We start from the raw sequence: 26,120 nt of genomic DNA, 5'->3' as shown, positions 1-26,120 counted from the left end.
TAGATCGTCACGCCTGGACATGCTTGCAACGGTTAACGGGTACATAAGCAAAAAAAACCCGGCAAATCGCCAAAGCGATCGACCGGGTACATGCGCCCCAGGAGCAGAGGGACGCCAAGGGAGTTGCCTGTTACTTGAACTTTAGGCCACTTGTGCCAACTGCGCCTTGGCCTCGGCCAGACCCTTCTCCATAAACTCGCCGCCCAGGTTGAGGCCTTCGGCATGGATGAAGCTGACGTCGTGAATGCCGATAAAGGCCAACGCCTGACGCAGGTAGGGTTCCTGATGATCCATGTTGCCACCAGCGTAGATACCGCCACGGGCGGTCAGGACGAAGGCACGCTTGCCCGTGAGCAGGCCTTGCGGCCCGGTTTCGGTGTACTTGAAGGTGACGCCGGCACGCAGCACATGATCCAGCCAGGCTTTCAGGGTGCTGGGAATGGCGAAGTTGTACATGGGCGCGGCCAGCACCAGCACATCGGCAGCCAGCACTTCATCGGTGAGCTTGTTGGACAGGGCCAATGCGCTTTGCTCCGCGACGCTCTGCTGATCGGCCGGGGTCATCCAGCCGCCCAGCAGGTTGGCATCCAGATGCGGTACTTGCTCGACCGCCAGGTCGCGAACCTGGATTTGATCGGCGGGGTGAACAGTTTGCCACTGGGCGATGAATTGCTCGGTGAGCTGACGAGAAACCGAGCCTTGTTGGCGGGCGCTGCTTTCGATTACCAGAACTTTTGACATATTTTTGCTCCATCGAGAGGGGTTGGTTAACGTCGATGGAGCAAAGAGTAGAGACACAGCAATCGATTAAAAAGCGCAAATAATCGCTTTTACCTATCTATAAAATTGATTTATTAAACACCTCGCACTAGGATCGCTAATGTTCATGACGGCGGTGGTTATTTCAGGCCACAGGTCAACTGCACGCGCAGCTTGATGATGCTGCGGGCGAATTTCATCGTCAGGTTGCTGCTCTGCCCCGGCGCCAACAATACTTTGCGGGTACGCGGCGCCTCGGGGCCGTTGCGGAACACCCCGGTGCACTCGGCCTCGGTCTCACCGTAGTTGTAGAGCAGCAAGGCGCCCATGTTGTGATCGATTTCCTGGGTCGTGACCGACACCTCGGCACCGTTGAGCTGTTTTTCCACCTCGAACGGATAAGCGAAAGCGGCCAGCGGCAACCAGGCGATCAGGACACAGCAAATTTTTTTCATGCGGCAGTCTCCAACAAGGGACTGCCAGTTTAGAGCGAGTTCGCCTCAGAGGTTGTGAAAATATCGAGCGCCGTAGCGAGACCGTCTCCAGGCGTTCGCAGCAAGACGCGCTACGTGAAAAGCAGGGGAGTTTAGTGAGCTAAATGACCCTGCTTTTCACCTGGCGCAACGTCAGCAGCGGGCGTCTGGAGGTGGTCGCAGTAGGCGAGAGTTTTTTCACAAGCTCTCAGTGCACCCAACGGCTCGCGTGAATAGGAGAGGATAATGAAAGCGCCCCGCGTGACCCTCGATCAATGGCGTACGTTGCAGGCCGTAGTCGATCAGGGTGGCTTTGCCCAGGCCGCCGAGGTACTGCATCGCTCGCAATCCTCGGTCAGCTATACCATTGCGCGGATGCAGGAACAGCTCGGCGTGCCGTTGCTGCGCATCGACGGGCGCAAGGCCGTGCTCACCGAGGCTGGCGACGTGCTGTTGCGCCGTTCGCGGCAACTGGTCAAGCAGGCCAGCCAGCTGGAAGACCTGGCCTACAACATGGATCAGGGCTGGGAAGCCGAGGTTCGCCTGGTGGTTGACGCCGCCTACCCGACCGCACGGCTGATCAGGGCGCTGGCCGCCTTCATCCCGCAGAGTCGCGGCTGCCGCGTGCGCCTGCGCGAGGAGGTGCTGTCGGGCGTCGAGGAAGTGCTGCTGGAAGGCACCGCCGATCTGGCCATCAGCAGCCTGTCCATGGTCGGCTATCTGGGCCATGAACTCAGCGAAGTGGAATTCGTCGCGGTTGCCCACCCCGACCATCAGCTGCACAAGATGCAACGCAAGCTGACCTTCGAGGATTTGCAGAACCAGTTGCAGGTGGTTATCCGCGACTCGGGGCGCAGCAAACCGCGCGACGTCGGCTGGCTGGGTGCCGAGCAACGCTGGACGGTCAGCAGCCTGTCGACCGCCGCCAGCTTCGTCAGCAGCGGCCTCGGTTTCGCCTGGCTGCCACGCCACCTGATCGATCGGGAGTTGTGTGAAGGTATCCTCAAACCCCTGAAGCTGGAACAGGGCGGCAGCAGCCACCCACGCTTTACCCTCTACAGCCACAAGGACAAGACCCTGGGGCCGGCCAGCCAGATTCTCGTAGACCTGATCAAGAACTTCGACGCGGCACCACTCAGTGCGCCCTTCGCCGCTCCCCAACCAACCAGCTGACAGGAGTCATCCATGCCCTACTACGATAACGACGGTTGCCAGTTGCACTACGAGGAGTACGGCAAGGGCGCGCCGGTGCTGCTGATTCACGGCCTGGGTTCAAGCACCCGCGACTGGGAATATCAGATCCCCGAACTGGCTGCGCACTACCGGGTGATCGCCATCGACATACGCGGTCACGGCCGCTCGGACAAGCCGCGCGAACGCTACAGCATCGCCGGTTTTGCCGAAGATGTGAGCGCACTGATCGAACACCTGGGCCTCGACAGGGTGCATCTGGTTGGCATCTCCATGGGCGGCATGATCGGCTTCCAGCTGGGCGTCGACCGCCCCGAACTGCTAAAGAGCCTGTGCATCGTCAACAGCGGCCCCGAAGTGAAGGCGAAAAGCCCGCTCGACTACCTGGAAATCGCCAAACGCTGGGGCCTGTCGCGCCTGTTCAGCCTGGAGACCATCGCCAAGGTACTGGGTAACCTGTTGTTCCCCAAGCCCGAGCAAACCGAACTGCGGCGCAAGATCGAAGAGCGCTGGCCACAGAACGACAAGCGCGCCTACCTGGCCAGCCTCGACGCCATCATCGGCTGGGGTGTGCGCGAACGCCTGGCGCGCATCACCTGTCCTACCCTGGTGATCACCGCCGACCACGACTACACCCCAGTCGCGCAGAAAGAGGCCTACGTCAAGGAAATGCCCGACGCACGCCTGCTGGTGATCGAAGACTCGCGTCACGCCACACCACTGGATCAACCGCAACGCTTCAACAGCAGCCTGCTGGCCTTCCTCGAAGAAGTCGAACAGGCCGCCTCCACTCCCCTCCAAAAGGATCAACAAACATGCTGAAGACACTCGCCCTCGCCGCCTGCTCCGTACTGTTTGCCAGCAGCCTGCTGGCTGCGGAGAACCCGAAAGTGCTGCTGACCACCAGCCTCGGCGAAATCGAAATCGAGCTGGATGCGGAAAAAGCCCCGGTCAGCGTGGAAAACTTCCTCGGCTACGTGGACAGCGGTTACTACGCGGGCACCCAGTTTCACCGGGTGATTCCGGGATTCATGGTGCAAGGCGGCGGCTTCGACGCCGACATGCAACAGAAGCAGACGCAAGCCCCGATCAAGAACGAAGCCGACAACGGCCTGCACAATGTGCGCGGCACCCTGGCCATGGCGCGAACCCAGGTGCGCGACTCGGCCACCAGCCAGTTCTTCATCAACCACAAGGACAACGCCTTCCTCGACCATAGCTCGCGCGACTTCGGTTACGCGGTCTTCGGCAAGGTGCTGCGCGGCATGGACGTAGTCGACAAGATCGCCCAGGTACCGACCAGCAATCGTGGCGGCCACCAGAACGTACCGCGCGAGCCGGTGCTGATTCTCGAAGCCAAGCGTCTGTAACCCATAGGCGGCACATGCCGCCCGCCCTTTTTGGCAACCGCCAGTGCGTAACCGCACGCGCAGAGCCTCAGAGGTTGTGAAAATATCGAGCGCCATGGTGAGGCCGTCTCCAGGCGTTCGCGGCAAGGCGCGCTGGGTGAAAAGCGGGGGAGTTTGGTGAGCTAAATGACCCTGCTTTTCACGTAGCGCAACGCTGCAGCGGGCATTTGGAGGCGTTCGCAGAGGCGTTCGCAGTAGGCGGGAATCTTTCACGAGCGCTCAGGCGTTGTAAAAATATCGAGCGCCGTGACGAGGGTGCCTTCAGGCGTTCTCGGCAAGGCGCCGCACTGTACAGCGCGGCGTTCCGTTCGGAGCGCAGCGATAGCTCGCCCGCTTTGCGTCGCGCCGACGCAACCTTGGCGCACTGCCTGCGGCGAGTGACACCCTACGGATTCTGGCTTGCACCAGATCGTAGGGCGGCCCTGCCGTGCAGCCTATAGCACCGGCTCCCCACCTCAAGCCGGGAACCGGCCATGCACACCTCACAGCTTACTGCTGGTAGTCATCCTCGGCAGGCTCTGCTGGTGCGGGTTCTGCGGGCATAGGCTCACTTGGCATAGGCTCGGCAGGCATGGGCTCAGTTGGCATGGGCTCCGCCGGCGCAGGGGCCTGCTGCTCCATCGGTGGTGGCGCCGGCGGCGCGCTGGGTTTGGCCGGTTCGTCGTCGCACCCCATCAACGTCAGGGCAAAAAATGCGGGTAACAGAAATGAAATACGCATGTATGAACTCCATTACTAGTGAGTGGACGCCCGAATTCGGGCCAGGCGGGTTAAGCCGCCCCTCACCTTTATGGACAGGTGCCAGGCGCAAGAGTGCCGGAACGGCCGATAATTGAGGCTTGCGGGCTCAGCCGCCGAGCGCTGACCGCACGGGCCGGAGTCCCTGTCGATGCTCGACAGCAGACATCTGCGCCCTGAGGTGGCCTGCACCCTGCGGCTTTACCCGGCAGTCGAGCGCCTGCGGGTTAAGGGATAGAATCAGTACTCCTACCACCGCCAAGGCAGGATGCCTGAGATGCTGTTTCGCCGCTTCGAAGCCCTGATCGACGTATTCAAGGCCAGCCCGGACGCCGCACCGCCGACGGGCATCCTGGCGTTCTACGTCTATTACCTGCGTCAGGTCTGGCCGCTGATGTTCGCCGTGCTGGTGGTCGGCTTCTTCGCCGCGCTGATCGAGGTGGCGCTGTTCAGCTTTCTCGGCCGGCTGATCGACATGGCCCAGGCCACGCCGAGCGCCGAGTTCTTCAGCCGCTACCGTGGCGAGCTGCTGTGGATGCTCGTGGTGGTGGCGCTCATCCGCCCAGTGGTGTTCGGTCTGCACGACCTGCTGGCCAACCAGGCGATTACCCCGAACCTGACCAACCTGGTGCGCTGGCAAAACCATCGCTACGTGCTCAAGCAGAGCCTGAGCTTCTTCCAGAACGACTTCGCCGGACGCATCGCCCAGCGCATCATGCAGACCGGCCCGGCACTGCGTGATTCGGCCATGCAGGTGGTCGACGCGCTCTGGCACGTGCTGGTCTATGCCGGCAGCGCGCTGTACCTGTTCGCCGCGGCCGACCTGCGCCTGATGCTGCCGCTGACACTGTGGCTGGCCGGCTACTGCCTGCTGCTGTGGTACTTCGTGCCGCGGATCAAGAACCGCTCGGCCAGGGCCTCGGCGGCGCGCTCCAAGCTCATGGGCCGGGTGGTCGACGGCTACAGCAACGTCACCACCCTCAAGCTGTTCGCCCACACCCACGAGGAAGAAGGCTACGCCCGCGAGGCGATGCAGGAACTGCTCGACAAGGTGCGCCTGCAGACCCGCACCGTCACCGCCCTGGACTTCAGCGTGACCTGCCTCAACGGCCTGCTGATCGCCGCCACCGCGGCGCTGGCCCTGTGGCTGTGGGGCCAGGACCTGATCAGCAGCGGCGCCATCGCCCTGACCGTCGGCCTGGTGATTCGCATCAACAACATGGCCGAGTGGATCATGTGGGTGGTCAACGGCATCTTCGAGAACGTCGGCACCGTGCAGGACGGCATGCACACCATCGTCCAGCCGCGCCAGGTGTGCGACCGGCCCGAGGCCAAGCCGCTGCAGGTCAGCCGTGGCGAAGTGCATTTCGAGCACATCCACTTCCACTACGGCAAGCCCGGCGGGGTGATCGCCGGCCTCGATCTGCGCGTGCGCCCCGGCGAGAAGATCGGCCTGGTCGGCCCCTCCGGCGCCGGCAAGTCGACCCTGGTCAGCCTGCTGCTGCGCCTCTACGACCTGCAGGACGGACGCATCCTGATCGACGGCCAGGACATCGCCGCGGTGACCCAGGAGAGCCTGCGTGCGCAGATCGGCGTGGTCACCCAGGACTGCTCGCTGCTGCACCGTTCGATCCGCGACAACCTGCGCTATGGCAAGCCCGGCGCCAGCGATGTCGAGTTGCTGGAAGCCGTGCGCAAGGCCCGCGCCGACAGTTTTATCCCCCTGCTCGACGACGGCCAGGGCGGCCGCGGCTTCGATGCCCGAGTCGGCGAGCGCGGGGTCAAGCTCTCCGGCGGCCAGCGCCAACGTATCGCCATCGCCCGCGTGCTGCTCAAGGACGCGCCGATCCTGGTGCTCGACGAAGCCACCTCGGCGCTCGACTCCGAGGTCGAGGCGGCGATCCAGGAAAGCCTGGATACCCTGATGCAGGGCAAGACGGTGATCGCCATCGCTCACCGCCTGTCGACCATCGCGCGCATGGACCGCCTGGTGGTGATCGAGCAGGGCCGCATCGTCGAAACCGGCAGCCACAGCCAGTTGATCGAACGTGGCGGCCTCTACGCCCGCCTCTGGCAGCACCAGACCGGCGGCTTCGTCGGGGTGGAGTGATCCCCCCTTCGCGGCCATGGACCTAAGCGTCCCCACCACTCCTACCGGATGGCGGCATGCGCTGCTTTTTGTAGGTGCGGGCCATGCCCGCGAAGCGATGTTGGATGCACCAACCATCGCCGAGTCGGATCAAAGCCAGATGGCATTCCAGAACGGATAATCCTCGATTCGCTTGATCAGCCCCGCGCGCAGCGGATTGGCCACGATGTAACGGGCGACGGCTTGCAGGTCTTCCTCTTCGCGCAGGGCATGATCGTGAAAGGCTTTCGACCAGAGTGGACCCGTTCGATTCAGGGCCCGGTTGGTGTGGCGAGAACTGGCGAATTTGAGTCGGCCAATCACCTCGCCGAGGCTGTCGGTCTCTCCAAGCTGAAGCAACCAGTGCACATGATCCGGCATCAATACCCAGGCCAGCATGCGGCTTTCCCTGAACAAGGTGGCGTCCTCGAAGCAGCGCGCGGCCGAGCAGGCCGCAGGAAAGTGGGTGAACAGCGGTTCGCGGTTTTCGCTGGTTGCGGTGATTAGATAAGCCGTATTGCTCAGGGAAACCCGGCCTTTGCGCAAGGCCGCGTGCCCCGGTTTTTTATGGCTGTGATGCTCGTCCATAAGCGTTCTCCTTGAGAAATTCGCGGGCATGGCCCGCTCCTACGGTATGGGGTCATACCCACAAAATTGTAATCGCTTCGCGGACATGGGACTGGACGTCCCCCCCGCTCCTACATAATTGTCACCGCAATCACCCGTAGGAGCGGGCCATGCCCGCGAAAAAACCTCAGCCCTGCCGATACGGCAACAAACTGCGCGCGTCCTCGGCGTAACCCTGCACACCCTGGCGCTCGTCCTGGAGGAAATCTGCCACCGCCGCGCGCAGGCCCGGATGGCAGAGGTAGTGCCATGAGCGGGTGATCACCGGCTCGAAGCCGCGGATCAGCTTGTGCTCTCCCTGGGCGCCGGCATCGAAACGCTGCAGCCCCTGGGCAATCGCATACTCCATGCCCTGGTAGAAACAGGTCTCGAAGTGCAGCCGATCGAACTCCGCCAGGCAGCCCCAATAGCGGCCATACAGGCTATCGCCACCGGTCAGGCTGAACGCCATGGACACCGGCCGGCCGCCCCGGCGGGCCAACACCACGCGAATCATCTGCGGCATGCGTTCGGCCAGCAGGCTGAAGAACAACCGGTTCAGATACGGCGACTGGCCGCGCACCCGGTAGGTATTGGCGTAACACAGGTAGACGAAATCCCACTCGGCCTCGCTGAGCTGATGGCCCTCGCGCCAGTCGAACTCGATGCCCTGCCCCGCCACCTGCTCGCGCTCCTTGCGCATCTGCTTGCGCTTGCGTGAACTGAGGGCATCGAGAAAATCCTGGAAATCCCGGTAGCCGCGGTTGTGCCAATGGTATTGGCAGCCGAGGCGCTGCAACCAGCCGTCACGCCCCTGCAGCAACGCATCATCGGCCGGGCTGGTGAAGTTGATATGCAGGCTCGACAGCCCCTGCTGCGTCAGGCTGGCGCTCAGTTCATCGAGCAATCGCCCGGCGGCGAGCGGATCGCCGAGCAAGCGCTGCCCGCTCACCGGCGAGAAGGGAATGGCACCGAGCAGCTTGGGGTAATAGTCGATGCCCGCACGGTGACAGGCATCGGCCCAGCCATGATCGAACACGTACTCGCCATAGGAATGGCTTTTTATATAGGCCGGCATGGCCGCCAGCACCCGCCCCCGGCCGTCCTGCAACACGCGATGCGCCGCCTGCCAGCCGCTGCGGCCGCCCACGCTGCCGCTGTCTTCCAGCGCCGAGAGAAAGGCGTGGCACAGAAAAGGCTGCTGATCGATGCGCAAGGCATCCCAGCTCGAGGCATCCAGCTCGTTCAACGCAGACAGGGTCGATATAGGCATGACCGCAGTCTGGCCTGTTGTCCTGACGAAAAAAAGCCCCGCACGCGGCGGGGCTTGAAGGGAGCAACGTTGTACTCGTGGTGCGTTTACTCAGAACACATACTGCAGGCGCATCACCACCGCATCGCCGTCATCGTCGCCGACGTTGTTGGTGATCTTGTCGGTCGAGCTCATCACATAGTTGGCGGCGACCTTGACCGCCTCGTTGGCGTACCAGTTGACGCCCACGGTGTGCAGCTGGGCTTCGGTGTCGCCCACTTCGCGGGTAGCGGTTGCGGTGACGATGTTGTCGTCTTCGACGGTGATGCTGTCGTAGCGGTAAAACATTTCCCAGGCGCCGATCTGCTTGTTGGCCGGTTTGATGCTGTCGAACTTGGCGCCGTCCAGCTTGTAGCCGCGCGATTCGCCGGTCAGGGTGTAGGCCAGTTGGCCGTAGTAACCGCTGGCTTCGACGTCTTCGATGGTGGCGCGATCGGCCTTCAGCGTGCGGCTCAGGTATTCGGCCTGGGCCGAGAACGGACCAAGGGCCCAGGCCAGTTCGGCACCCCAGGCGGCGTCATTGTCGAAGTCGCCGGCAACTCCCTGGAAACCGCCGAAAGTGGCGCGGTTGCCGTTGGCGCCGGCGTCGTTACCACCTGCAGTGGAGACGCCACGCACGGTCAGACGCGGACGGATCCGGCCGTCGATGGCGGCATCATCCAGGTCGCGCTGGGCGTAGTTCAGGCCCAGGTGCAATACGTTGCCCGACTCGGCCATCGGGGCGAACACACCGCGGGCGTTGAACTGCTTGACGCTGTCGCCGTCGGTATCGTTGTTGTCTTTGGCGGACAAGCCGGCGGAAACCCAGGCCATGCCGCCAACAACGGCGCTGACTTGCGCGCCCAGGCCGTTCTCGTGACCGTTGACCCAGTCGGAGACTTCATACATGGCACTGCGCTCGATGGCGGTGATCCACTTGGAGCTGGTGGCCTTTTCCAGGCCGAAGTCCGGGTCGAAGCGGCCGAACTTGAGGGTGACGGGGGCGAAGCCGGTATAGGCGATCGAGGCTTCGTCGAAATAGCCATCGTCGGAGTTGCCGGCGTTGTGCGCGAAGTCGTAGCTGATCACGTATTTCCAGTCTTTGTAGGCGACACCGCTCAGCTCGAGGAAGGCGCGACGGAAGTAGGCGCCGTCACCGGTTTCGCCGTTCCTGGTGTGGAAACCGTCGAAACGACCGTAGTCGGCCTGCAGGCGGCCGCCCAGCTTGAAGCTGAATTCCTTGTCGGTGGTCGCCACTTCCAGGCCACCCTTGGTCTTGACCACGATATCGGCGCCGTCAGTGGTGACGGTGCCAGCGAAAGCCTGGGCGGAAACGGCCAGAGCCAGGGCGCTGGCTGCGAAGCCGGCCATTGCTCCACGGAAGCTGTGCTTACGGATCATCGAAGATTCCTCTAATAGACGTTTAGTGTTGAAAACACCCGAGCGATCGCGCTCGTTCGTGCTGCAGGGAATCTTGGCGACGGGTTATGTCAGCCCAGTTGCTGATATATAAATTTTTGATGACAGCGGAACTTTTTTACTTCGAATTTCTATAAGCAGGAATGGGTTCCCTGAGTAGCGAGGGCGAGTCGCTGCGGAGCAGGTTGCTCGTGCGAGAAGACCGGGCGGCGTCCGTTCGGAGGTAGGGCGGTCCGGGGGGCGGCGATCCGTTCGGCGCGAAGCGACAGCCCGCCAGCTTGGTGCCGCGCCGATGAACCATTGGTGCACTGCCTGCGGCGAGTGACAGCCTATGGAGCGCGGATTGTTCGAGGTAATGGGCGGAGCGTAAGGGGGGATTGGAAACGGCCGCGGTAGGCGGGAGTTGTTGCACAAGCTCTCAGTCCTCGACCTTGGCACCCCGCGCGGCGATCTGGCCGTACCAGGTTTCCAGCACTGCGCTGCGCTCGCCGGCCACCACCCGCAACAACTCGATCCGCGCCTGAGCGCGATCGACGCCGTGGTGCACGAGGTAGCCAAGCAGTTCGTTAAACAGCCGCCGCCGGCTGTTCCCGGCTGCCGAGTCGTCGCGCCGCGACATGCAGTTGACCAGCAGGGTGGAGCCGCACACGCAGTTGCGAAAGACCTCGACCAGCGGCCCTGCATCGTCGACGACCGCCTTCAGGCCGGTGATCTCGGGGCGGATCGCCTGGGTCTGCTGGAAGTAATCCACCTCGTTTGCGAAGACCCGGCCGCAGTTGCGACAACGCTTGGGAAAGTCGTCATGGCCGAGCGCCTTGAGACCGGCGAACCAGGCGTCGTGGTTGGTAATCGATGGCATCCCATCCTCCCGCACCTGGATAGTGACTGGCCTGTTAAGCATAGGCTGGGTGGCGGCCAATAAAAGGCGGGGCGACGAGCCCCCCTGGAGACTCTCTCAACGCTGCTGGCGCCGCAACTCGGCCAACTTGGCGGCCAGGGCATCGAGTTCGGCGATCGGCGCTTGCGGCAGCTGGCGCAATACGGCCTGGCTCAGGCGCATCTGCTTGATGAAACGCCGGCAGCGCAAACACATGGCCAGGTGCGCGCGTACGGCCAAGCGCTGACGCAAGCTCAACCGGCCATCCAACAAATCACTGGAATGTGCCACCAGCTCCTTACAACTCAGCATTGGCCGGTCTCCTCGAAATGCTCCAGGGTGGCGAACACCTTCAGGCGCGCCCTGTGCAACAACACCCGGACATTGGAGAGCGAGACCTGCAAAAGATTACAGATCTCGTCCAACTCCAGGCCCTCGCGTTCACGCAACTGCAGCACGCTGCCTTGCAACTCGGACAGGCTGCCCAGGGTTTTCTCCAGGCACTCGCGCAACTCGGCGGCAGTCAGCAGGGCATCCGGGCTGTCCTGATGCCAGGCGTGGGGCGCCAGCAACCAGTGGCCATCCGCGGCGAAGCGCTCGTCGCCGATGGTGCCGTGCGGCCCTGGCAGGTCGTCCAGCAGGACTTCGCGGCGATTGTGCTTGAGGCGGGTCTTGGCGGTGTTGGCGGTGATGGTCAGCAACCAGGTCTTGAGGCTGGAACGGCCCTGAAACCCGTCCAGATTGCGCACCACCGCCAGCCAGGCGTCCTGCACCACTTCGTCGGCATTGCGGCTGCCGACAATGGCGAAGGCCACCGCGCGCATCGCCCCCTGATAGGTGGCGACCAATTCGCGGAAGGCCTTCTCCTCGCCGGCCAGCAGGCGGGCGAGCAGCGCACTATCGGACGGGTAGTCCATCAACGCTTACGCAGAATCACGCTGCCGATCGAGTAACCGGCGCCGAAGGAGCTGAGCACGCCCAGGGCGCCCTTCGGCAGGTCGTCCTGGTTTTTGTGCAGGGCAATCACCGAACCGGCCGAACTGGTATTGGCGTAGCTGTCGAGGATCACCGGCGCCTCGCCCGGCTCGGCATCGCGGCCGAGCAGCTTGCGCGCGATCAACAGGTTCATGTTGAGGTTGGCCTGGTGCAGCCAGAAGCGCTTGACGTCGCTGACGTTCAACTGGTTTTCCGCCAGATGGCTGGCAATCAGCTCGGCGACCATCGGGCAGACTTCCTTGAACACCTTGCGGCCTTCCTGGATGAACAGCTTGTCCGGCGCGCCTATGCCCTCTTCCGCCGCGCGGTTGAGGAAGCCGAAGTTGTTGCGGATGTTGTTGCTGAACTGGGTGATCAGCTTGCTGCTGACGATGTCGAACTGATTCGCGGAGGTGGCCAGATCGGCCCGTTCGACGATCACCGCGGTGCAGGCATCGCCGAAGATGAAGTGGCTGTCGCGATCACGGAAGTTCAGGTGGCCGGTGCAGATTTCCGGGTTGACCAACAGCATCGCCCGCGCCTGGCCGAGCTGGACGGCGTTGGTCGCGGCCTGCAGGCCGAAGGTGGCCGAGGAGCAGGCCACGTTCATGTCGTAGCCGAAACCCTGGATGCCCAGTGCCGCCTGTACTTCGATGGCCACTGCCGGGTAGGCGCGCTGCAGATTCGAGCAGGCGACTATCACCCCGTCGATATCCGCGGCGGTCTTGCCCGCACGGGCCAGAGCCTCCTGGGCAGCGGCGACGGCCATCTCGCAGAGGATGCCCCACTGCTCGTTGGAGCGCTCGGGAATGCGCGGCACCATGCGCTGCGGATCGAGAATGCCGTCCTTGTCGATCACGAAGCGGCTCTTGATCCCCGACGCCCGCTCGATAAAGGCGCTACTCGACTCGATCAGCGCCTCGACTTCGCCGCGGGCAATAGCCGCGGCGTTGGCGGCATTGAATTGCTGCACATAAGCATTGAAGGATTCAACCAGCTCGTCGTTGGAAATACTGTTCGCTGGGGTATACAGGCCGGTACCACTGATCACGGCTTTGTGCACGGTCAATCCTCTTGTTCTCTCGCCGCGCGGGGCGGCCAATTATCCAGGCAGCCGCTGGCGGGCGGCCATCGGCATAAGGTCTGGGAGCCGGCGGGGTGATAACAGCCTGGCAAAGGCACACCCCATTCCAAGCCGCAGAGTGTGCCACAGCCAAAACAGTTTCGCCCGCCCCTCAAACAAGCGCTTGACTGGCGGTCTGTCGGTTATCCGTAGAGCGGTGCCAAGCAGCGGCCGGCAGCCCCAAACAAGTGTAGTCTGCGCGCCCGGCAGGCGATAAAACCGGACCTCTTCACCGCCAGCCGCAGAGTCGGCTTGACCGGCACGCCCTGCGGAGAAAAGATGGGCGCCTGGTTCTGCCAACGCTCAAGAACAACCATCTGCGACGGATACCCAAGCATGGCCCTGCACACCTGGCTGCTCTACCTGACCGCCGTCATCGGCCTGGCGCTGACGCCCGGACCCAACGGCCTGCTGGCCCTGACCCACGGCGCGCTCTACGGCCATCGCCGCACCCTGTGGACGGTGGCTGGCGGCGTCAGCGGCTTCGCCGTGCTGATGGCCCTGTCGATGTTCGGCATCGGCGCCCTGCTGAAAGCCTCGGTCGACGCCCTGATCCTGCTCAAATGGCTCGGCGGCGCCTACCTGATCTGGCTCGGTATCCAGCTCTGGCGGGCACCGGCGCTGCACCTGGCCGCCGTCGTCCCGGGCGCCGCCAAACCCGGCCCGGCATTATTTCGCCAGGGCCTGCTCTCGGCCCTGTCCAACCCCAAGGTGATCCTGTTCTTCGGCGCCTTCCTGCCGCAGTTCCTCGACCCGCAGCGCAGCCTCTGGCTGCAATTCGCCGTAATGGCGCTGACCTTTGCCCTGGTCGAGGGCCTCGTCGAATACCTGCTGGCCCGCGCCGCCCAGCGCATCCGCCCCTGGCTGGAGCGCAGCGGCAAAGGCTTCAACCGCTGCTGCGGCGGACTTTTTGCATTGATGGGCGCGGCCTTGCCGATGACCCGCTAGCAGGCCTGTGTAGGGTGCGCTGTGCGCACCACTGACAACCCGGGTGCCTGGTGCGCACGGCCTAGGCGGCCCCGCACACCCTACGAGCCGGTGTCAGCGAAACAATAACTCTGAGGCAGCACACCAGGAGGCTGTTTCATCCCACCACCGCCAGGCAGGCCACAAGTCGCCTGGCGCAAACCGAATGACGCCCCTATGCGCTGCTTGTTACTTGCCCTGATCCTGTTGAGCCTCGGCACCACCGCGGAAGAACGGCCGTTGCGCTTTTCCGTCAGCGAAAGCTGGGCCATGCCCATGGTCCACATCGAGAACGGCCAGGCCACCGGCGGCGTCCTCTATGACCTGCAACAGCGGCTGGCCGAGAAGGTCGGCCGCCGCGCCGAAATGCTGGTGCGCCCGCGCCTGCGCATTCAACAGATGCTGGAGCGCGGTGAAATCGACGTGCGCTGCTACGTCAACCCGACCTGGCTGAGCGAGTCGCACCATCAATACATCTGGAGCGTGCCGTTCATGGTCCAGCGCGACCTGCTGGTCGGCCGCAGCCAGCAGCAGGTGCAGCTGAGCCGGATGCAGGGCGAGACGATCGGCACCGTACTGGGTTTCACCTACCCCGGACTCGCCCCCTTGTTCGCCAGCGGCCAACTGCAGCGCGACGACGCCCGTACCCAGGAACTGGCGCTGGCCAAGCTCCAGGCCAGGCGCTACGACTACGCCATCAGCAACGAACTGACGCTGCAATGGTTCAACCGCCAGCAGCCGGCCGGGGATAAACTCCAGCCGCTGCAGGAAGTTGCCGCCGACCTTGTCGCCTGTATCGTGCGCGATGAACCGGACGTGCCGACCATGCCGCTGCTGCGCGCCCTGGTGCAGATGAAGCAGGCGGGCGAGTTCGAGCAGATCCTCGCGCGCTACCGCTGACCCGCCGAAGCTTTAATCCTCGAACCATTGCAGCAGACTGGCCGGGGCACTGAGCCGGAAAACACCTGACCCCTTCCGAGAGAACAGCATGACCGAGCACGCCACGACCGCCCTGCCACGCCTGTCTGCCCGCGCGATCCTGCTGATCGAGCTGGCTTTGGCACTGGGCGGTTTCGCCATCGGCACCGGCGAGTTCGCGATCATGGGCCTGATGCCCAACGTCGCCCAGGACCTGGGCATCAGCGAGCCGCAGGTCGGCAACGTGATCAGCACCTACGCCCTCGGCGTGGTGGTTGGCGCGCCGCTGCTGGCGATCCTCGGTTCGCACCTGTATCGCCGACACCTGTTATTGCTGCTGATGACGGTATTCGCCGTCGGCAACTTCGCCAGCGCCCTGGCCGCCGACTATCAGACCCTGATGCTGTACCGTTTCTTCGCCGGGCTGCCGCACGGGGCCTACTTTGGCGTGGCGATGCTGGTGGCGGCGTCCATGGCGCCGCCGCACAAACGCGCCAAGGCGGTCAGCCGGGTGCTGATGGGCCTGACCGTCGCCATCCTGATCGGCAACCCGGTCGCCACCTGGCTCGGTCAATGGCTGAGCTGGCGCTATGCCTTCGCCATGGTCGGGGTCATCGCCCTGCTCACCGTGGCGATGGTGGCGATCTTCCTGCCGCTGGATAAACAGCAACCGCGCAGCTACCCGATGCGCGAACTGCGTGCGTTCAACCGCGCGCCCGTGTGGCTGGCACTGGCCATCAGCTCGATCGGCTTCGCCGGCATGTTCTGCGTGTTCAGCTACATGGCGCCGACGCTGATGAACGTGACCGGGGTGCCGCAAGGTTGGATACCCTTCGCCCTGGCGGCGTTCGGCCTGGGCGGCATCCTCGGCAATATGTTCGGCGGCTGGCTGTTCGACAAACTGCGTTTCAAGGCCGTGGCCTGGCTGCTGCTGTGGAGCGCCGGCGTGCTGCTGATCTTCCCGCTGGCGGCCCAGTCGGTCTGGAGCATATTTCCGGCGGTGTTCGCCGTCGGCACCATGGTCGCCTTGTCGCCCGCCCTGCAGACCCACCTGATGGACGTCGCCCAGGATGCGCAAACCCTGGCCGCCGCCTCCAACCATGCCGCCTTCAACATCGCCAACGCGCTCGGCCCCTGGCTCGGTGGCCTGGCGATCAGCGCCGGCTTCGGCTGGACGTCAACCGGCTACATCGGTGCCGCCACCGCCGTTGCCGGACTGCTGGTGTGCTTCCTGGCCTGGCAGGTTCAGCAGCCCGGTATACCAACCGCCAAAGCCGAGCGCGCCGCGAACAGCTAAAACCCCGTAGATCCTATATTCATGTACAAACGCTCGCAAAGCGTAGGAGCGGGCCATGCCCGCGATGCTTTCTTGCGGAAGCGCTCTATCGCGGCCATGGGACTGGGCGTCCCCGCCGCGCCTACGAAATGCCCAAGAACCGTAGCCCGGATTGCATCCGTATATGGACTTGCTTTGCCTGGGCAGGCCCTGCGGCGGACTCGAATTAAAAAGCCAAGACGCAAGTCTTGGCTTTCGGCGGGTTCAAGACCCAGGGTCTGTTGGCGCTTCGCTGCGGCCGCGCCGGAGCCTAGGCTGATCGCCTGCAACCCATGGAGTTGCTTAGCCGCCTCCTAAGCACGGTGGTAATACAGCTTGTTAACGATCACCCAGTCCTGCCCGATCTTCAGCAGCGCCAGGTAGTCCGTGAACTTCAGGTCGAAATACAGATCGGTCATCTTTACCGCGGCCGCATCACCCGTTATATCGATGCTTTCCAACTCCCATACGGGCTGGGCAGCGCTCGGGTCCGGGCCTTCGGCCTCGATGGCGGCGATGAAGTCATCCAGCGATAACCACTCCAGTTCGCCATGAAAGTGGCCGATGATCCGGCAGTCGGGATGGAACGCCTGTCGCAGCCGGGCCTGGTCGGCGAACACCATACCCTCTACATAAGTGCGCACCACCTGGTTGATTGCCTGCTTGTCTGTCGCGAGTTCCGTCATAGCCTTAACTCCTGCGCCGCTCGGCACTCTCCAGTGGCCGACAGCGGGAGCCGATCGACAGCCCCTCCAAGGGGCTGGCCAATAGAAAAGCCTAGCAGCGCGCCGCGGTGCAGACGGGCTTGCCCCGACAGTCGGCGACTGTATCTGGCCTCAGAGGTTGTGAAAATATCGAGCGCAACGTCAGCAGCGGGCGCCTGGAGGCGGTCGCAGTAGGCGGGAGTTTTTTCACCGCCTCTCAGGCCTGGCGGATCAAGCCGGCGATATCGGCGACTCTGGCGCTGACCGCGCCCTCGATACGCTCGATGTCCTGCTGATGGCGCTGCTCCAGCTCGACCTGCTGGGCACACAGCTTCAACGCCGTGAGCACCAGCAGGCGCTCGCCGATCAGGGTCGACGATTGGGCCTTGGTCTCCGCCAGCAGGCGCTTGAGCAGCAACACAGACGCGTTTAAATCCGCTTCTTGGCCGACCGGCACCTTGATGCTGTAGTCGTTACCCAGGATTGAAATGACCTTGATCGCTGTACCGTCACCACTCATATGCTAGCCGGGCTCGCCTTGACAGTGCTGCTGCCGGTGGCCAGTTCGACCAGGGCCTGGATCCGCGTGACAGTGGCGCTGTGCAGCTCTTCCTGCTCGATCGCGCTCAACTGCAGGGTCTCGTTTTCATCCTTGATCTGCGCCAGTTCGCTGCTCAATTGCACGTTTGCGCTCTGCAGCGCCTTGTTCGCCTGCACAAGGTCGCTGACCAGCTGTTCCAACTGACTTAGGCTATTTTCCAACATATTGATTACTCGAGCTTTTTGGCGGGCCGCCACAATAAAGAAAAGCCCCGGGAGAAGCCAGGTGTCGCCAAACACCGTTTTCGACCAGACGTCACCCCAGATCGACAGTGGCCCCTTGATGGAGGCCAGAGCCCTGGAGTCGCCACCCCCGCGGGACCAGCACAATTCAGTCGGTCCGACAGCCCCTTCCCGCCGTGAGTTCCCCTTGACCGGCAGACGGTTGCCAGGGTGCCCGACACAGACGGCGCACGTTCGTCGCCGCGCCAGAGTCCGTGAGCCTGGCCGCACTAAGCTGATAAGTGATCGATTCGTCAGCTGAGGTGCGCCATGGGGTCCCCGGTCGAAATAACCAACCGTTCGCCCGCGCAGGTGGCCGACCTGCCGGCACTCATCCGCCAATACGCCGAGCCCCTGCCGGATCTGCACAGCAGCGCCTTCGCCGAACTGTTCGACCGCTACGGCGATGCCCGCGTGGTGCTGATCGGCGAGGCCAGTCATGGCACCACGGACTTCTACCGAACCCGCGCCGCCATTACCCAGTGCCTGATCGAACGGCATGGCTTCAACATAGTCGCGGTCGAGGCGGACTGGCCGGATGCCGCGCAGCTCGACCGTTTCGCCCGCCAGCGCAACGCCTCGGCCTGGACCCAAAGCGCCTTTACCCGCTTCCCCACCTGGATGTGGCGCAACACCGATGTATCGCGCTTCATCCACTGGCTGCACCACCACAACCAGCCGTTGCGCGAGGACCAGCGCGTCGAGTTTCGCGGCCTGGATGTCTACAGCCTGCGCAACTCCATGGCCGAGGTCCTGCATTATCTGGATCAGGTCGACCCGCAGCAGGCCCAGCAGGCACGCCAGCGCTATGCCTGCCTGTCGCGCTGGCAGGACGAGCCGGCGCGCTATGGCTTGTTCGTCGAACACGGCAAGGGCAGCTCCTGCGAGGACGCTGTGGTCGCCCAGCTCAACAGCCTGCTGGGCAAACGCCTGCAAGCCTTCGAGCAAGACCACGAAGACCTCTTCAATGCCGCGCAGAACGCCCGGGTGGTGCGGGCGGCCGAGCAGTACTACCGGATCATGTACCGCGGCTCCGCGGCCTCGTGGAACCTGCGCGACCGGCATATGTTCGAGACCCTGCAGGCCCTGCTGCAGCACCGCGGCCCCGCGGCGAAAGCCGTGGTCTGGGCGCACAACTCGCACATCGGCAATGCCGCCGCCAGCGCCATGGGCTGGCGCGGCGAATTCAACATCGGTCAACTCAGCCGGATTGCCTGGGAGCACGACGCCGTGCTGATCGGCATGGGCACCGACCATGGCCAGGTGGCCGCCGCCGACGACTGGGATGGCGAGATGCACATCAAGGACATCCGCCCGGCGCGCCCGAACAGTTGGGAGTATCAGTTTCACCAGAGCGGCCTCGGCGCCGCCCTGCTCGACTGGCGCGATCCCAAGCGCCAACCCCTGCGCGACGGGCTGTCCACCCTCCTGCTCGAACGCGCCATCGGCGTCATCTACCGGCCGCTGACCGAGCTGCAAAGCCACTACTTCCAGGCCGTGCTGGCCGATCAGTTCGATGCCTTCATCTGGCTCGACGAAACCCACCCGATCAAACCGCTCAGCGCCCCCGGCAGCGCCAGTCACGATGACGAGACCTACCCGTTCGGGATCTAGGCTGAAACAAGCCGCAGAAAACCTGCCCAAAAAGCCATCCGCACCCTGACTCGCGACCATGGCCCGGAGGGTGCGCCGTGCGCACCAGCATCGTCTGCCAGCGGTGCGCACGGCGCACCCTACCCGGATGGGCAGGTGCCGAACTGCATGGATGGCAGGGATATCCGCGTTAGGGTGAAACAAGCCTCTGAGGCTGGCGGAAAAGGCGCCCCATGCCGGACTCGCTGTCATGACACGTAGGGTGCGCCGTGCGCACCAGGCTTCGTCTGCCAGCGGTGCGCACGGCGCACCCTACCCGGCGCCCGATCCCGCGGCGTACGCCGCGGTCGCGCCAGACGAACCACCTCCGGGTCGATGCCCCTGGCATGCGGTGCTATTCTTGGTTCTCCCTTCCTCTCGTTCGCTGCCGCCGATGCGTGCAGCGACGGGTTGGCAATGTGGAGATTGGCCCATGTCTCGTCCGATGGTTCACGGACGGGCCGGCGCGGCCAGTGCCTCGCCTGGCGAGGCTTCGGCAAGTGCCCGGCTCGACGCCTGGCTGAGCGACCGCAAGCAGGCAGGCGCATTGTTTCTCGATGTCGACGGCACCCTTCTGGATATCGCCGAATCCCCCACTGCGGTCTGCGTTCCGCGCGAGTTGCGCGCAGCCCTGGAGTGCCTGCATCGCCGCCTCGGCGGGGCGCTGGCGCTGGTCAGCGGCCGCCCACTCGACGACCTCGACCGGCTCTTCACCCCCCTGCGGCTGCCCGCCTGCGGTGTCCACGGCGCCCAGTGGCGAGTGCATGCCGACGAGCCGCTGCACCACGAGACGGCAGCATCGCTGGCCGCCCCCGTGCGTGAGCGGCTGCACGCCCTGGCGCGCAGCCATGCCGGCATCCTGAGCGAGGACAAGGGCAGCAGTTTCGCCCTGCATTACCGCGCCGCACCGGCCGCCGGCCAGGCGCTGGCGGCGGCCCTGCGCGCGCTGCTGAGCGAGCCCGAGGGCGCGGGCCTGCGCCTGCTGCCCGGCAAGATGGTGTTCGAGGTCATCGCCCATGGCAGCGACAAGGCCCAGGCGATCAGGCGTTTCCTCGAGGTGGCGCCGTTCGCCGGGCGGCGCCCGCTGTTCATCGGCGACGACGTGACCGACGAGCCCGCCCTGGCCCTGATGCCCGAGCTGAACGGCCTGGCCCTGTCGGTCGGGCGCCTGCTGCCCGGCGCCAGCGCCGTCTTCGATAATCCGGCGGCGGTGCGGGCCGCCCTCGTCCGCGCGGCAGGAGGGACCGATCGATGATCAAGCACCAGGGTGCGCTGGAACTCGGGCTCATCGGTAATTGCCGCGTCGCCGCGCTGGTGAATACCCTGGGTCGCCTGGTGTGGTGGTGCTACCCGAACTTCGACGGTGATCCGGCCTTCTCGCGCCTGCTCGCCGGCGACGAGGAGAAGGGTTTCAGCGACTGCCTGCTCGACGGGATGAGCAGCAGCCGCTCGGAATACCTGCGCAACACCGCGATCATCGGCACCACCCTCCAGGACGCGGCCGGCAACGCCGTGCGCATCACCGATTTCGCCCCGCGCTTTCTCCAGTACGGCCGCAACTTCCGCCCGGCCCAGTTGTGCCGCCTGATCGAGCCGTTGCAGGGGCTGCCCCGCATAACCCTGCGCATGCGCCCGGCCCATGGCTACGGCAAGCCCTGCCACGCCGTCGCCGGGTCCAGCCACATTCGCTACCTGGGCGGCGCCGACACCATTCGCCTGACCACCGATGCACCGCTGTCCTACATCCTGCGCGAGACACCGTTTGCCCTGACCCGCCCGATCAGCATGGTGATGGGCGTCGACGAGCCGCTCGACGACGCCCCGGAAGAGGTGGTCAAGGGTTTCCTCAAGCGCACCAGCGCCTACTGGCACGAGTGGGTGCGCGCGCTGGCAATCCCCTTCGAATGGCAGGAGGTGGTGATCCGCGCCGCGATCACCCTCAAGCTGTGCAGCTTCGAGGAGACCGGCGCGATCATCGCCGCGGTGACCACCTCGATCCCGGAAGCCCCCGGCTCGCAGCGCAACTGGGATTACCGCTACTGCTGGCTGCGCGACGCCTATTTCGTGATCCTCGCGCTCAATCGCCTCGGTGCGACCAAGACCATGGAGGGCTACGTCGATTTCATCACCACGGTGGCCGCCGGCGGCGCCGAGCTCAAACCGCTGTACGGCATCGTGCCCGACCTCGACCTCACAGAACGGATCGAGCCCGACCTGGCCGGTTTCCTCGGCCACGGGCCGGTGCGGGTCGGCAACCAGGCCGCCGAGCAGATCCAGCATGACGTCTTCGGATCCGTGGTGCTGGCCGTGGCACAGAGCTTCGTCGACCAACGCCTGCCGAACCCGGGCGATGAGGGCATGTTGCGCCTGCTCGAATCGCTCGCCTCGCGGGCGGCCTGCTTCGCCTTCGAGCCCGACGCCGGCATCTGGGAATATCGCGGTCGCCAGCGCGTGCACACCCATTCCGCCCTGTTGTGCTGGGTCGCCTGCGATCGGGTCGGGCGCATCGCCGCACGGCTCGGCCTGGCGCCAGCGGCAGCGACCTGGCGCGCGGAAGCGCAGCGCCTGCGCGAACGCATCCTGCGCGAAGCCTGGAGCCCGCGCCGCCAATCCTTCACCGGCAGCTTCGGCCACGACGACCTCGACGCCAGCGTGCTGCTGATGAACGAGCTGGGGATCATCGACGCCAGCGATCCGCGCTTCATCGCCACCGTGGACTGCGTGGGCCGCGAGCTCAACGTCAACGGCCACCTGCTGCGCTATGCCACGGCCGACGATTTCGGCCTGCCCGAAACCGCGTTCCTGGTGGTCAAGTTCTGGTACCTGGACGCCCTGGCCGCGATCGGTCGCCGCGACGAGGCCCGCGAGCGCTATGCCGAGCTGGTCGCCGCGCGCAACACCTACGGCCTGCTGGCTGAAGATCTGCACCCGCATACCGGCGAGATGTGGGGCAACATTCCGCAGACCTACTCGATGGCCGGCCTGGTCAACACCGCGATGCGCCTGTCCATCAGCTGGGAGGAAGGCCTATGTCGCGGCTCGTGGTGATCTCCAACCGGGTCGCGCTTCCCGACGAGGACGGCCGACCGGCGCCGGGCGGCCTCGCCGTGGCGGTGGAGGCCACCCTGCAGGGGCGCGACGGGCTCTGGTTCGGCTGGAGCGGACAGGTGTCCGACGCGCCACCGCCACCCACCAGGGTCGATTGCGGGCACATGCAGTACGTGCTCACCGACGTGCGCCCGCAGGATTTCCAGGAGTACTACAACGGCTTCGCCAACCGCGTGCTCTGGCCGATCCTGCACTACCGGCTCGATCTCGCGGAGTTCAGCGAGGCCGATCTGGACGGCTACCAACGGGTCAACGCGTTCTTCGCCGAGTGCCTCGATGCGCTCCTCGAGCCAGACGACATCCTCTGGGTGCATGACTATCACCTGATGCCACTGGCGCTGGCCCTGCGCGCGCGCGGCCACGCCAACCGCATCGGTTTCTTCCTGCACATCCCCATGCCCCCGCCGGACCTCCTCACCGCCCTGCCCCACCATGCCGAAGTGGTCGGCGCGCTCACCGAATACAACCTGATCGGCTTCCAGACCGACAACGACGCAGGCAACTTCACCCGCTACCTGACCCACGTGATCGGCGCGACCACCCGCGACGGCCGCCACTACCACCTGGGCCCGCAACACTTTCGCGTCGGCGTGTTCCCGGTGGGTATCGATGCCGCAGGTTTTCGCCGCATGGCCGAGGCCTCGACGCACAGCAGCTTCGCCGCGGAACTCGACGAAAGCCTCTCCGGGCGGACCCTGATGGTCGGCGTCGACCGCCTCGACTACTCCAAGGGCATCGTCAACCGGCTCGATGGCTACGAGCGCTTCCTCGAGAAATATCCCGGGTGGCACGGCCACATCAGCTACCTGCAGATCGCCCCCGGCAGCCGCATCGACATCCCCGAATACATCGACATCGATGCCGCGGTCAGCGCCAAGGTGGGGCACATCAACGGTCGCTTCGGCGCCGCCTCCTGGGTGCCGCTGCGCTACGTCAGCCGCAACCACCAGCGCGAGGAAGTCGCCACCATCATGCGCATGGCGCGGATCGGCCTGGTCACGCCCCTGCGCGACGGCATGAACCTGGTGGCCAAGGAGTTCGTCGCCGCCCAGGACCCGGCCGACCCGGGCGTGCTGATCCTCTCGCAGTTCGCCGGCGCCGCCGCCGAGCTGGGCGCGGCGCTGATCGTCAACCCCCACGACCGCGACGCCATGGCCGACGCCATCCACCGCGCCCTGGACATGCCGCTGGAGGAACGCCGCGCACGCCACCGGGAGATGTACGCCGTGCTGGAGGCCAACCACATCCGCAACTGGGGCCGCAGCTTCATCAAGGCCCTGACCTGGCCGGGACGCCCGCCCGAGTGAGGGCCGGAACGCAGAGCGCCAGCGCCTTGCCCGGACAAACCAGACGCCAGGTGTTCGTTGCCAGGCCGCAGGAGCCTTGGCGCGAGCGACACACTGCACTATGCTCGGCCAATCCAAGGGAATGTCAGCCAACCCCGCCTATCCGGCAAGGACCGCCGCTACTCCCTGTCTTGTTTGCCACGCAGTCGCCAGCCCCGTTGTGCGCAGGGAAGGCGGTAGCGTGCCTGAGTCATAGCTAACAGCCTGTCGGACTCGAGCGTCCGGGTAATAGGCAACACGAGTATCTCCGTGCAGATTTGCAGGGTAAATCGTGGGGGTCCCCTGTGCTGCTCAACGATCCAGCGGACTCAGCACAGCCAATCCGCCGCGGTTGAGTACGTGGGTATAGATCATGGTCGTCTTCACATCGGCATGGCCCAGCAACTCCTGCACCGTGCGGATATCCTGGCCGCCTTCCAGCAGGTGGGTGGCGAAGGAGTGCCGTAACGTGTGCGGGGTGGCCAGCTTGACGATACCGGCCTCCTTGACCGCCGCCTTGAAGGCACGCTGCACCCGCTTTTCGTCGAGATGATGGCGGCGCACCTTGCCACTGCGCGGATCTCGCGATAGACCGGGGGCAGGAAAGACATACTGCCAAGCCCATTCCATCGGCGCCTTCGGGTATTTCCGTTCGAGCGCGAAGGGCGGATACACGTCGCCGCGTCCAGCCTGGAGTTCCGTCTGGTGGATGGCCCTCACCATGGCCAGGTGTCCTTGCAACGGCAGAATCAAGCACTGCGGCAGCACCGTGACCCTGTCCTTCATTCCCTTGCCGTCACGGATCAGGATCTCCTTCCGGACGAAATCCACGTCCTTGACCCGCAAACGCATGACCTCCATCAAGCGCATGCCCGAGCCATACAGCAGGCTGGCAACCAGCCAGAGTTCGCCCTCAAGACGCGACAACACCTGCCGAACCTCGGCAATGCTCAACACCACGGGTAAACGCACAGGCTTTTTCGCCCGGACGACATCCCCAAGCCACGGCAGATCCAGCTTGAGTACCTGCTTGTAGAGGAACAACAAAGCAGCCAGCGCCTGGTTCTGCGTGGATGCGGAAACATCTCGGCGCACAGCAAGATCGGAAAGAAACGCCTCGACTTCAGCAGCCCCCATTTCCAGCGGGTGGCGGTAGTGGTGAAATCGAATAAAACGCCTGACCCACTCGCAATAGACGCGCTCTGTCCGAATCGAGTAGTGTTTGAGGCGAATTTGCTCGCGCATCTGATCGAGCAACCGGGGCTTTCCGTCCATGGTGTATAACTCCCTTATACGGTCATCCGACCGCTGCAATGCCTAGCCTAGACAGGGATAGACGAGAGGACAAGGAATGTTATCCACCACAACCGTAAAAGCGTTATCACACCAATTGGTGTCTATTTATAGTTAGAGGAAAACATGGAAAGCATCGCTGCTTATATTAAAGATCCCGGCTGGTGGTTTTCGGCTGTATTTGTTGCAATCATTGCCAGTATCTTTGCCGGATTCCTAAAGGATAATATTGAAAAACTATTAAGCAATATTTTTACCGGACTAAAAGCATGGAGAGCTACGCGCGAAGAAAGGAGGCGAATTATTATTGAGTCGTTACTAAAAGACAAAATGTATTTCGTTATCTCGCTATTCAGAGCAGCTATAGGGGTAACCATATTTACTTTATTCACGCTAATCTACATGTCAGCACCAATATTCCTCTCAACAGCCCCTGCCTCATCTACAATTTTTTCCGCAGAAGATATTCGCCATGTAATATGGAATATAATCACTCCAATCTTAGGGTTGCTAAACATCACAATTTCATACAAGACAGCAACACGAATGTCCATCGTCTTCGAAGCTGCTAAAGAATATCGAATCAGGAATAACCTTCCGAAGTTCCTCTAACAATGCGTATATGGACTCTCCCCACAAGTAGTGAGTAAAGCCTTTCTTTTGCATCTGTCGTCAGCGCGGTTGCATGCGTATATCCGGCCTGTTTTGGGCTTTATCGCCCTGGCCATTCTGTAGTTCGCGCAGCGGGGGCCAAGCGCTCAAACGATCCCGAGGATCAGCATTGTTATCGGCCTTATTCCGCTGCAGGACTCGCCTGTTCCGACAGTGCTGCTGCTCACCACAACCACTAGAAAACCATCACTCCTTCCTGATTACCTCCGCCGTCAGGCGGGCTTTACGCTCTGCCAGTCGCCATTGAAGCGTCGTTCATGGCACCACACCGCCCAGCAGATCCGTACCAGTTTGTTGGCCAGGGCCACAGCCGCTTTGTTGTGCCCAATGCGCGCGGCGGTCTCGACGGCCCAGCGTTGTAACTGAGTCAGCTTTT

25 protein-coding genes and 1 pseudogene are annotated in these 26,120 nt (G+C 63.7%); 12 read left to right on the top strand and 14 right to left on the bottom strand.

Translation table 11 applies throughout. From position 1 onward, the window contains the following. Nucleotides 1-141 precede the first annotated feature (141 nt). Together G9C89_RS06605 and G9C89_RS06600 are read right to left on the bottom strand one after the other, a co-directional pair. Complete coding sequence (locus G9C89_RS06605; protein ID WP_172146520.1) at nucleotides 142-741, bottom strand: FMN-dependent NADH-azoreductase; 600 nt, start codon at nucleotides 739-741, stop codon at nucleotides 142-144. 158 nt (nucleotides 742-899) lie between these two features. After that, complete coding sequence (locus G9C89_RS06600) at nucleotides 900-1,214, bottom strand: 3-phosphoglycerate kinase (protein ID WP_172146518.1); 315 nt, start codon at nucleotides 1,212-1,214, stop codon at nucleotides 900-902. A 264-nt stretch (nucleotides 1,215-1,478) separates the two neighbouring features. On the opposite strand from G9C89_RS06600, the gene G9C89_RS06595 reads away from it, so the two are divergent. From G9C89_RS06595 to G9C89_RS06580, 4 genes are all read left to right on the top strand, one after another. Further along, complete coding sequence (locus G9C89_RS06595; protein WP_172146516.1) at nucleotides 1,479-2,405, top strand: LysR family transcriptional regulator; 927 nt, start codon at nucleotides 1,479-1,481, stop codon at nucleotides 2,403-2,405. A gap of 12 nt (nucleotides 2,406-2,417) precedes the next feature. Beyond that, nucleotides 2,418-3,245, top strand: a complete 828-nt coding sequence (locus tag G9C89_RS06590; protein WP_172146514.1) for an alpha/beta fold hydrolase — start codon at nucleotides 2,418-2,420, stop codon at nucleotides 3,243-3,245. Then, complete coding sequence (locus G9C89_RS06585; protein ID WP_172146512.1) at nucleotides 3,239-3,793, top strand: peptidylprolyl isomerase; 555 nt, start codon at nucleotides 3,239-3,241, stop codon at nucleotides 3,791-3,793. The genes G9C89_RS06590 and G9C89_RS06585 overlap by 7 nt, the downstream gene beginning before the upstream one ends. 1,054 nt (nucleotides 3,794-4,847) lie before the next feature. Beyond that, entirely contained in the window at nucleotides 4,848-6,680 is a 1,833-nt protein-coding gene (locus G9C89_RS06580) for an ABC transporter ATP-binding protein (RefSeq protein WP_172146510.1), read from the top strand. 129 nt (nucleotides 6,681-6,809) lie between these two features. On the opposite strand, the gene G9C89_RS06575 is transcribed toward G9C89_RS06580, so the two are convergent. The 7 genes from G9C89_RS06575 to G9C89_RS06545 form a co-directional block, all read right to left on the bottom strand. After that, nucleotides 6,810-7,286 carry an REP-associated tyrosine transposase gene (locus G9C89_RS06575; RefSeq protein ID WP_172146508.1) on the bottom strand — a complete coding sequence of 159 codons (477 nt, stop codon included), beginning with the start codon at nucleotides 7,284-7,286 and terminating at the stop codon, nucleotides 6,810-6,812. 166 nt (nucleotides 7,287-7,452) lie between these two features. Beyond that, nucleotides 7,453-8,577 (bottom strand): GNAT family N-acetyltransferase, encoded by a 1,125-nt coding sequence (locus G9C89_RS06570; protein WP_172146505.1) that lies wholly within the window; start codon nucleotides 8,575-8,577, stop codon nucleotides 7,453-7,455. A gap of 90 nt (nucleotides 8,578-8,667) precedes the next feature. Beyond that, the gene (locus tag G9C89_RS06565; RefSeq protein WP_172146502.1) at nucleotides 8,668-9,996 is read right to left on the bottom strand and encodes an OprO/OprP family phosphate-selective porin; all 1,329 of its coding nucleotides are present in this window, start codon (nucleotides 9,994-9,996) and stop codon (nucleotides 8,668-8,670) included. A gap of 436 nt (nucleotides 9,997-10,432) precedes the next feature. Next, complete coding sequence (locus tag G9C89_RS06560; protein WP_172146499.1) at nucleotides 10,433-10,873, bottom strand: oxidoreductase; 441 nt, start codon at nucleotides 10,871-10,873, stop codon at nucleotides 10,433-10,435. A gap of 96 nt (nucleotides 10,874-10,969) precedes the next feature. After that, nucleotides 10,970-11,203 carry an anti-sigma factor family protein gene (locus G9C89_RS06555; RefSeq protein WP_172146496.1) on the bottom strand — a complete coding sequence of 78 codons (234 nt, stop codon included), beginning with the start codon at nucleotides 11,201-11,203 and terminating at the stop codon, nucleotides 10,970-10,972. After that, nucleotides 11,197-11,808: an RNA polymerase sigma factor gene (locus G9C89_RS06550; protein WP_172146493.1), complete on the bottom strand. Its 612-nt coding sequence runs from the start codon at nucleotides 11,806-11,808 to the stop codon at nucleotides 11,197-11,199. Before G9C89_RS06550 ends, G9C89_RS06555 begins: the two co-directional genes overlap by 7 nt. After that, nucleotides 11,808-12,929 carry a beta-ketoacyl-ACP synthase III gene (locus G9C89_RS06545; RefSeq protein ID WP_172146488.1) on the bottom strand — a complete coding sequence of 374 codons (1,122 nt, stop codon included), beginning with the start codon at nucleotides 12,927-12,929 and terminating at the stop codon, nucleotides 11,808-11,810. Before G9C89_RS06545 ends, G9C89_RS06550 begins: the two co-directional genes overlap by 1 nt. Before the next feature lie 396 nt (nucleotides 12,930-13,325). Between G9C89_RS06545 and G9C89_RS06540 the strand changes: the two genes are divergently transcribed. The 3 genes from G9C89_RS06540 (at nucleotide 13,326) to G9C89_RS06530 (ending at nucleotide 16,170) form a co-directional block, all read left to right on the top strand. Beyond that, on the top strand, nucleotides 13,326-13,937 hold the full coding sequence (locus tag G9C89_RS06540; protein ID WP_172146485.1) for a LysE family translocator: 612 nt from the start codon (nucleotides 13,326-13,328) through the stop codon (nucleotides 13,935-13,937). Nucleotides 13,938-14,132: 195 nt separating this feature from the next. Further along, the gene (locus G9C89_RS06535; protein ID WP_172146482.1) at nucleotides 14,133-14,855 is read left to right on the top strand and encodes a substrate-binding periplasmic protein; all 723 of its coding nucleotides are present in this window, start codon (nucleotides 14,133-14,135) and stop codon (nucleotides 14,853-14,855) included. Between the two features lie 88 nt (nucleotides 14,856-14,943). Beyond that, nucleotides 14,944-16,170: an MFS transporter gene (locus tag G9C89_RS06530; RefSeq protein WP_172146479.1), complete on the top strand. Its 1,227-nt coding sequence runs from the start codon at nucleotides 14,944-14,946 to the stop codon at nucleotides 16,168-16,170. A 332-nt stretch (nucleotides 16,171-16,502) separates the two neighbouring features. Here G9C89_RS06530 and G9C89_RS06525 read toward each other — a convergent pair whose 3' ends face one another. From G9C89_RS06525 to G9C89_RS06515, 3 genes are all read right to left on the bottom strand, one after another. Beyond that, nucleotides 16,503-16,874: a nuclear transport factor 2 family protein gene (locus G9C89_RS06525; RefSeq protein WP_172146476.1), complete on the bottom strand. Its 372-nt coding sequence runs from the start codon at nucleotides 16,872-16,874 to the stop codon at nucleotides 16,503-16,505. A gap of 235 nt (nucleotides 16,875-17,109) precedes the next feature. Further along, on the bottom strand, nucleotides 17,110-17,412 hold the full coding sequence (locus G9C89_RS06520; protein WP_172146473.1) for a cell division protein ZapA: 303 nt from the start codon (nucleotides 17,410-17,412) through the stop codon (nucleotides 17,110-17,112). Continuing rightward, on the bottom strand, nucleotides 17,409-17,657 hold the full coding sequence (locus G9C89_RS06515; protein WP_172146470.1) for a hypothetical protein: 249 nt from the start codon (nucleotides 17,655-17,657) through the stop codon (nucleotides 17,409-17,411). The genes G9C89_RS06520 and G9C89_RS06515 overlap by 4 nt, the downstream gene beginning before the upstream one ends. A 327-nt stretch (nucleotides 17,658-17,984) precedes the next feature. On the opposite strand from G9C89_RS06515, the gene G9C89_RS06510 reads away from it, so the two are divergent. The 4 genes from G9C89_RS06510 (at nucleotide 17,985) to G9C89_RS06495 (ending at nucleotide 23,761) form a co-directional block, all read left to right on the top strand. Beyond that, on the top strand, nucleotides 17,985-19,328 hold the full coding sequence (locus G9C89_RS06510; protein ID WP_172146467.1) for an erythromycin esterase family protein: 1,344 nt from the start codon (nucleotides 17,985-17,987) through the stop codon (nucleotides 19,326-19,328). 451 nt (nucleotides 19,329-19,779) lie between these two features. Further along, on the top strand, nucleotides 19,780-20,601 hold the full coding sequence (otsB, locus tag G9C89_RS06505) for a trehalose-phosphatase (protein WP_172146464.1): 822 nt from the start codon (nucleotides 19,780-19,782) through the stop codon (nucleotides 20,599-20,601). Next, nucleotides 20,598-22,394: a glycoside hydrolase family 15 protein gene (locus tag G9C89_RS06500; protein WP_172146452.1), complete on the top strand. Its 1,797-nt coding sequence runs from the start codon at nucleotides 20,598-20,600 to the stop codon at nucleotides 22,392-22,394. The genes otsB and G9C89_RS06500 overlap by 4 nt, the downstream gene beginning before the upstream one ends. Then, nucleotides 22,376-23,761: an alpha,alpha-trehalose-phosphate synthase (UDP-forming) gene (locus G9C89_RS06495; RefSeq protein WP_172146450.1), complete on the top strand. Its 1,386-nt coding sequence runs from the start codon at nucleotides 22,376-22,378 to the stop codon at nucleotides 23,759-23,761. The genes G9C89_RS06500 and G9C89_RS06495 overlap by 19 nt, the downstream gene beginning before the upstream one ends. A 330-nt stretch (nucleotides 23,762-24,091) precedes the next feature. Here the strand turns inward: G9C89_RS06495 and G9C89_RS06490 are convergent, their stop codons facing one another. Continuing rightward, the gene (locus tag G9C89_RS06490) at nucleotides 24,092-25,054 is read right to left on the bottom strand and encodes an integron integrase (RefSeq protein ID WP_172146447.1); all 963 of its coding nucleotides are present in this window, start codon (nucleotides 25,052-25,054) and stop codon (nucleotides 24,092-24,094) included. Nucleotides 25,055-25,198: 144 nt separating this feature from the next. On the opposite strand from G9C89_RS06490, the gene G9C89_RS06485 reads away from it, so the two are divergent. After that, entirely contained in the window at nucleotides 25,199-25,684 is a 486-nt protein-coding gene (locus tag G9C89_RS06485) for a hypothetical protein (RefSeq protein WP_172146444.1), read from the top strand. A 272-nt stretch (nucleotides 25,685-25,956) separates the two neighbouring features. Here the strand turns inward: G9C89_RS06485 and G9C89_RS06480 are convergent. Then, nucleotides 25,957-26,120 (bottom strand): annotated as a pseudogene (locus tag G9C89_RS06480) (IS110 family transposase); the annotation flags it as partial.

The organism is Pseudomonas tumuqii (genome assembly GCF_013184545.1).
Taxonomy (GTDB): Bacteria; Pseudomonadota; Gammaproteobacteria; order Pseudomonadales; family Pseudomonadaceae; genus Aquipseudomonas; species Aquipseudomonas tumuqii.
Note: the sequence above shows the minus strand (reverse complement) of the source record. Positions and strands in the feature narration are given on the sequence as shown.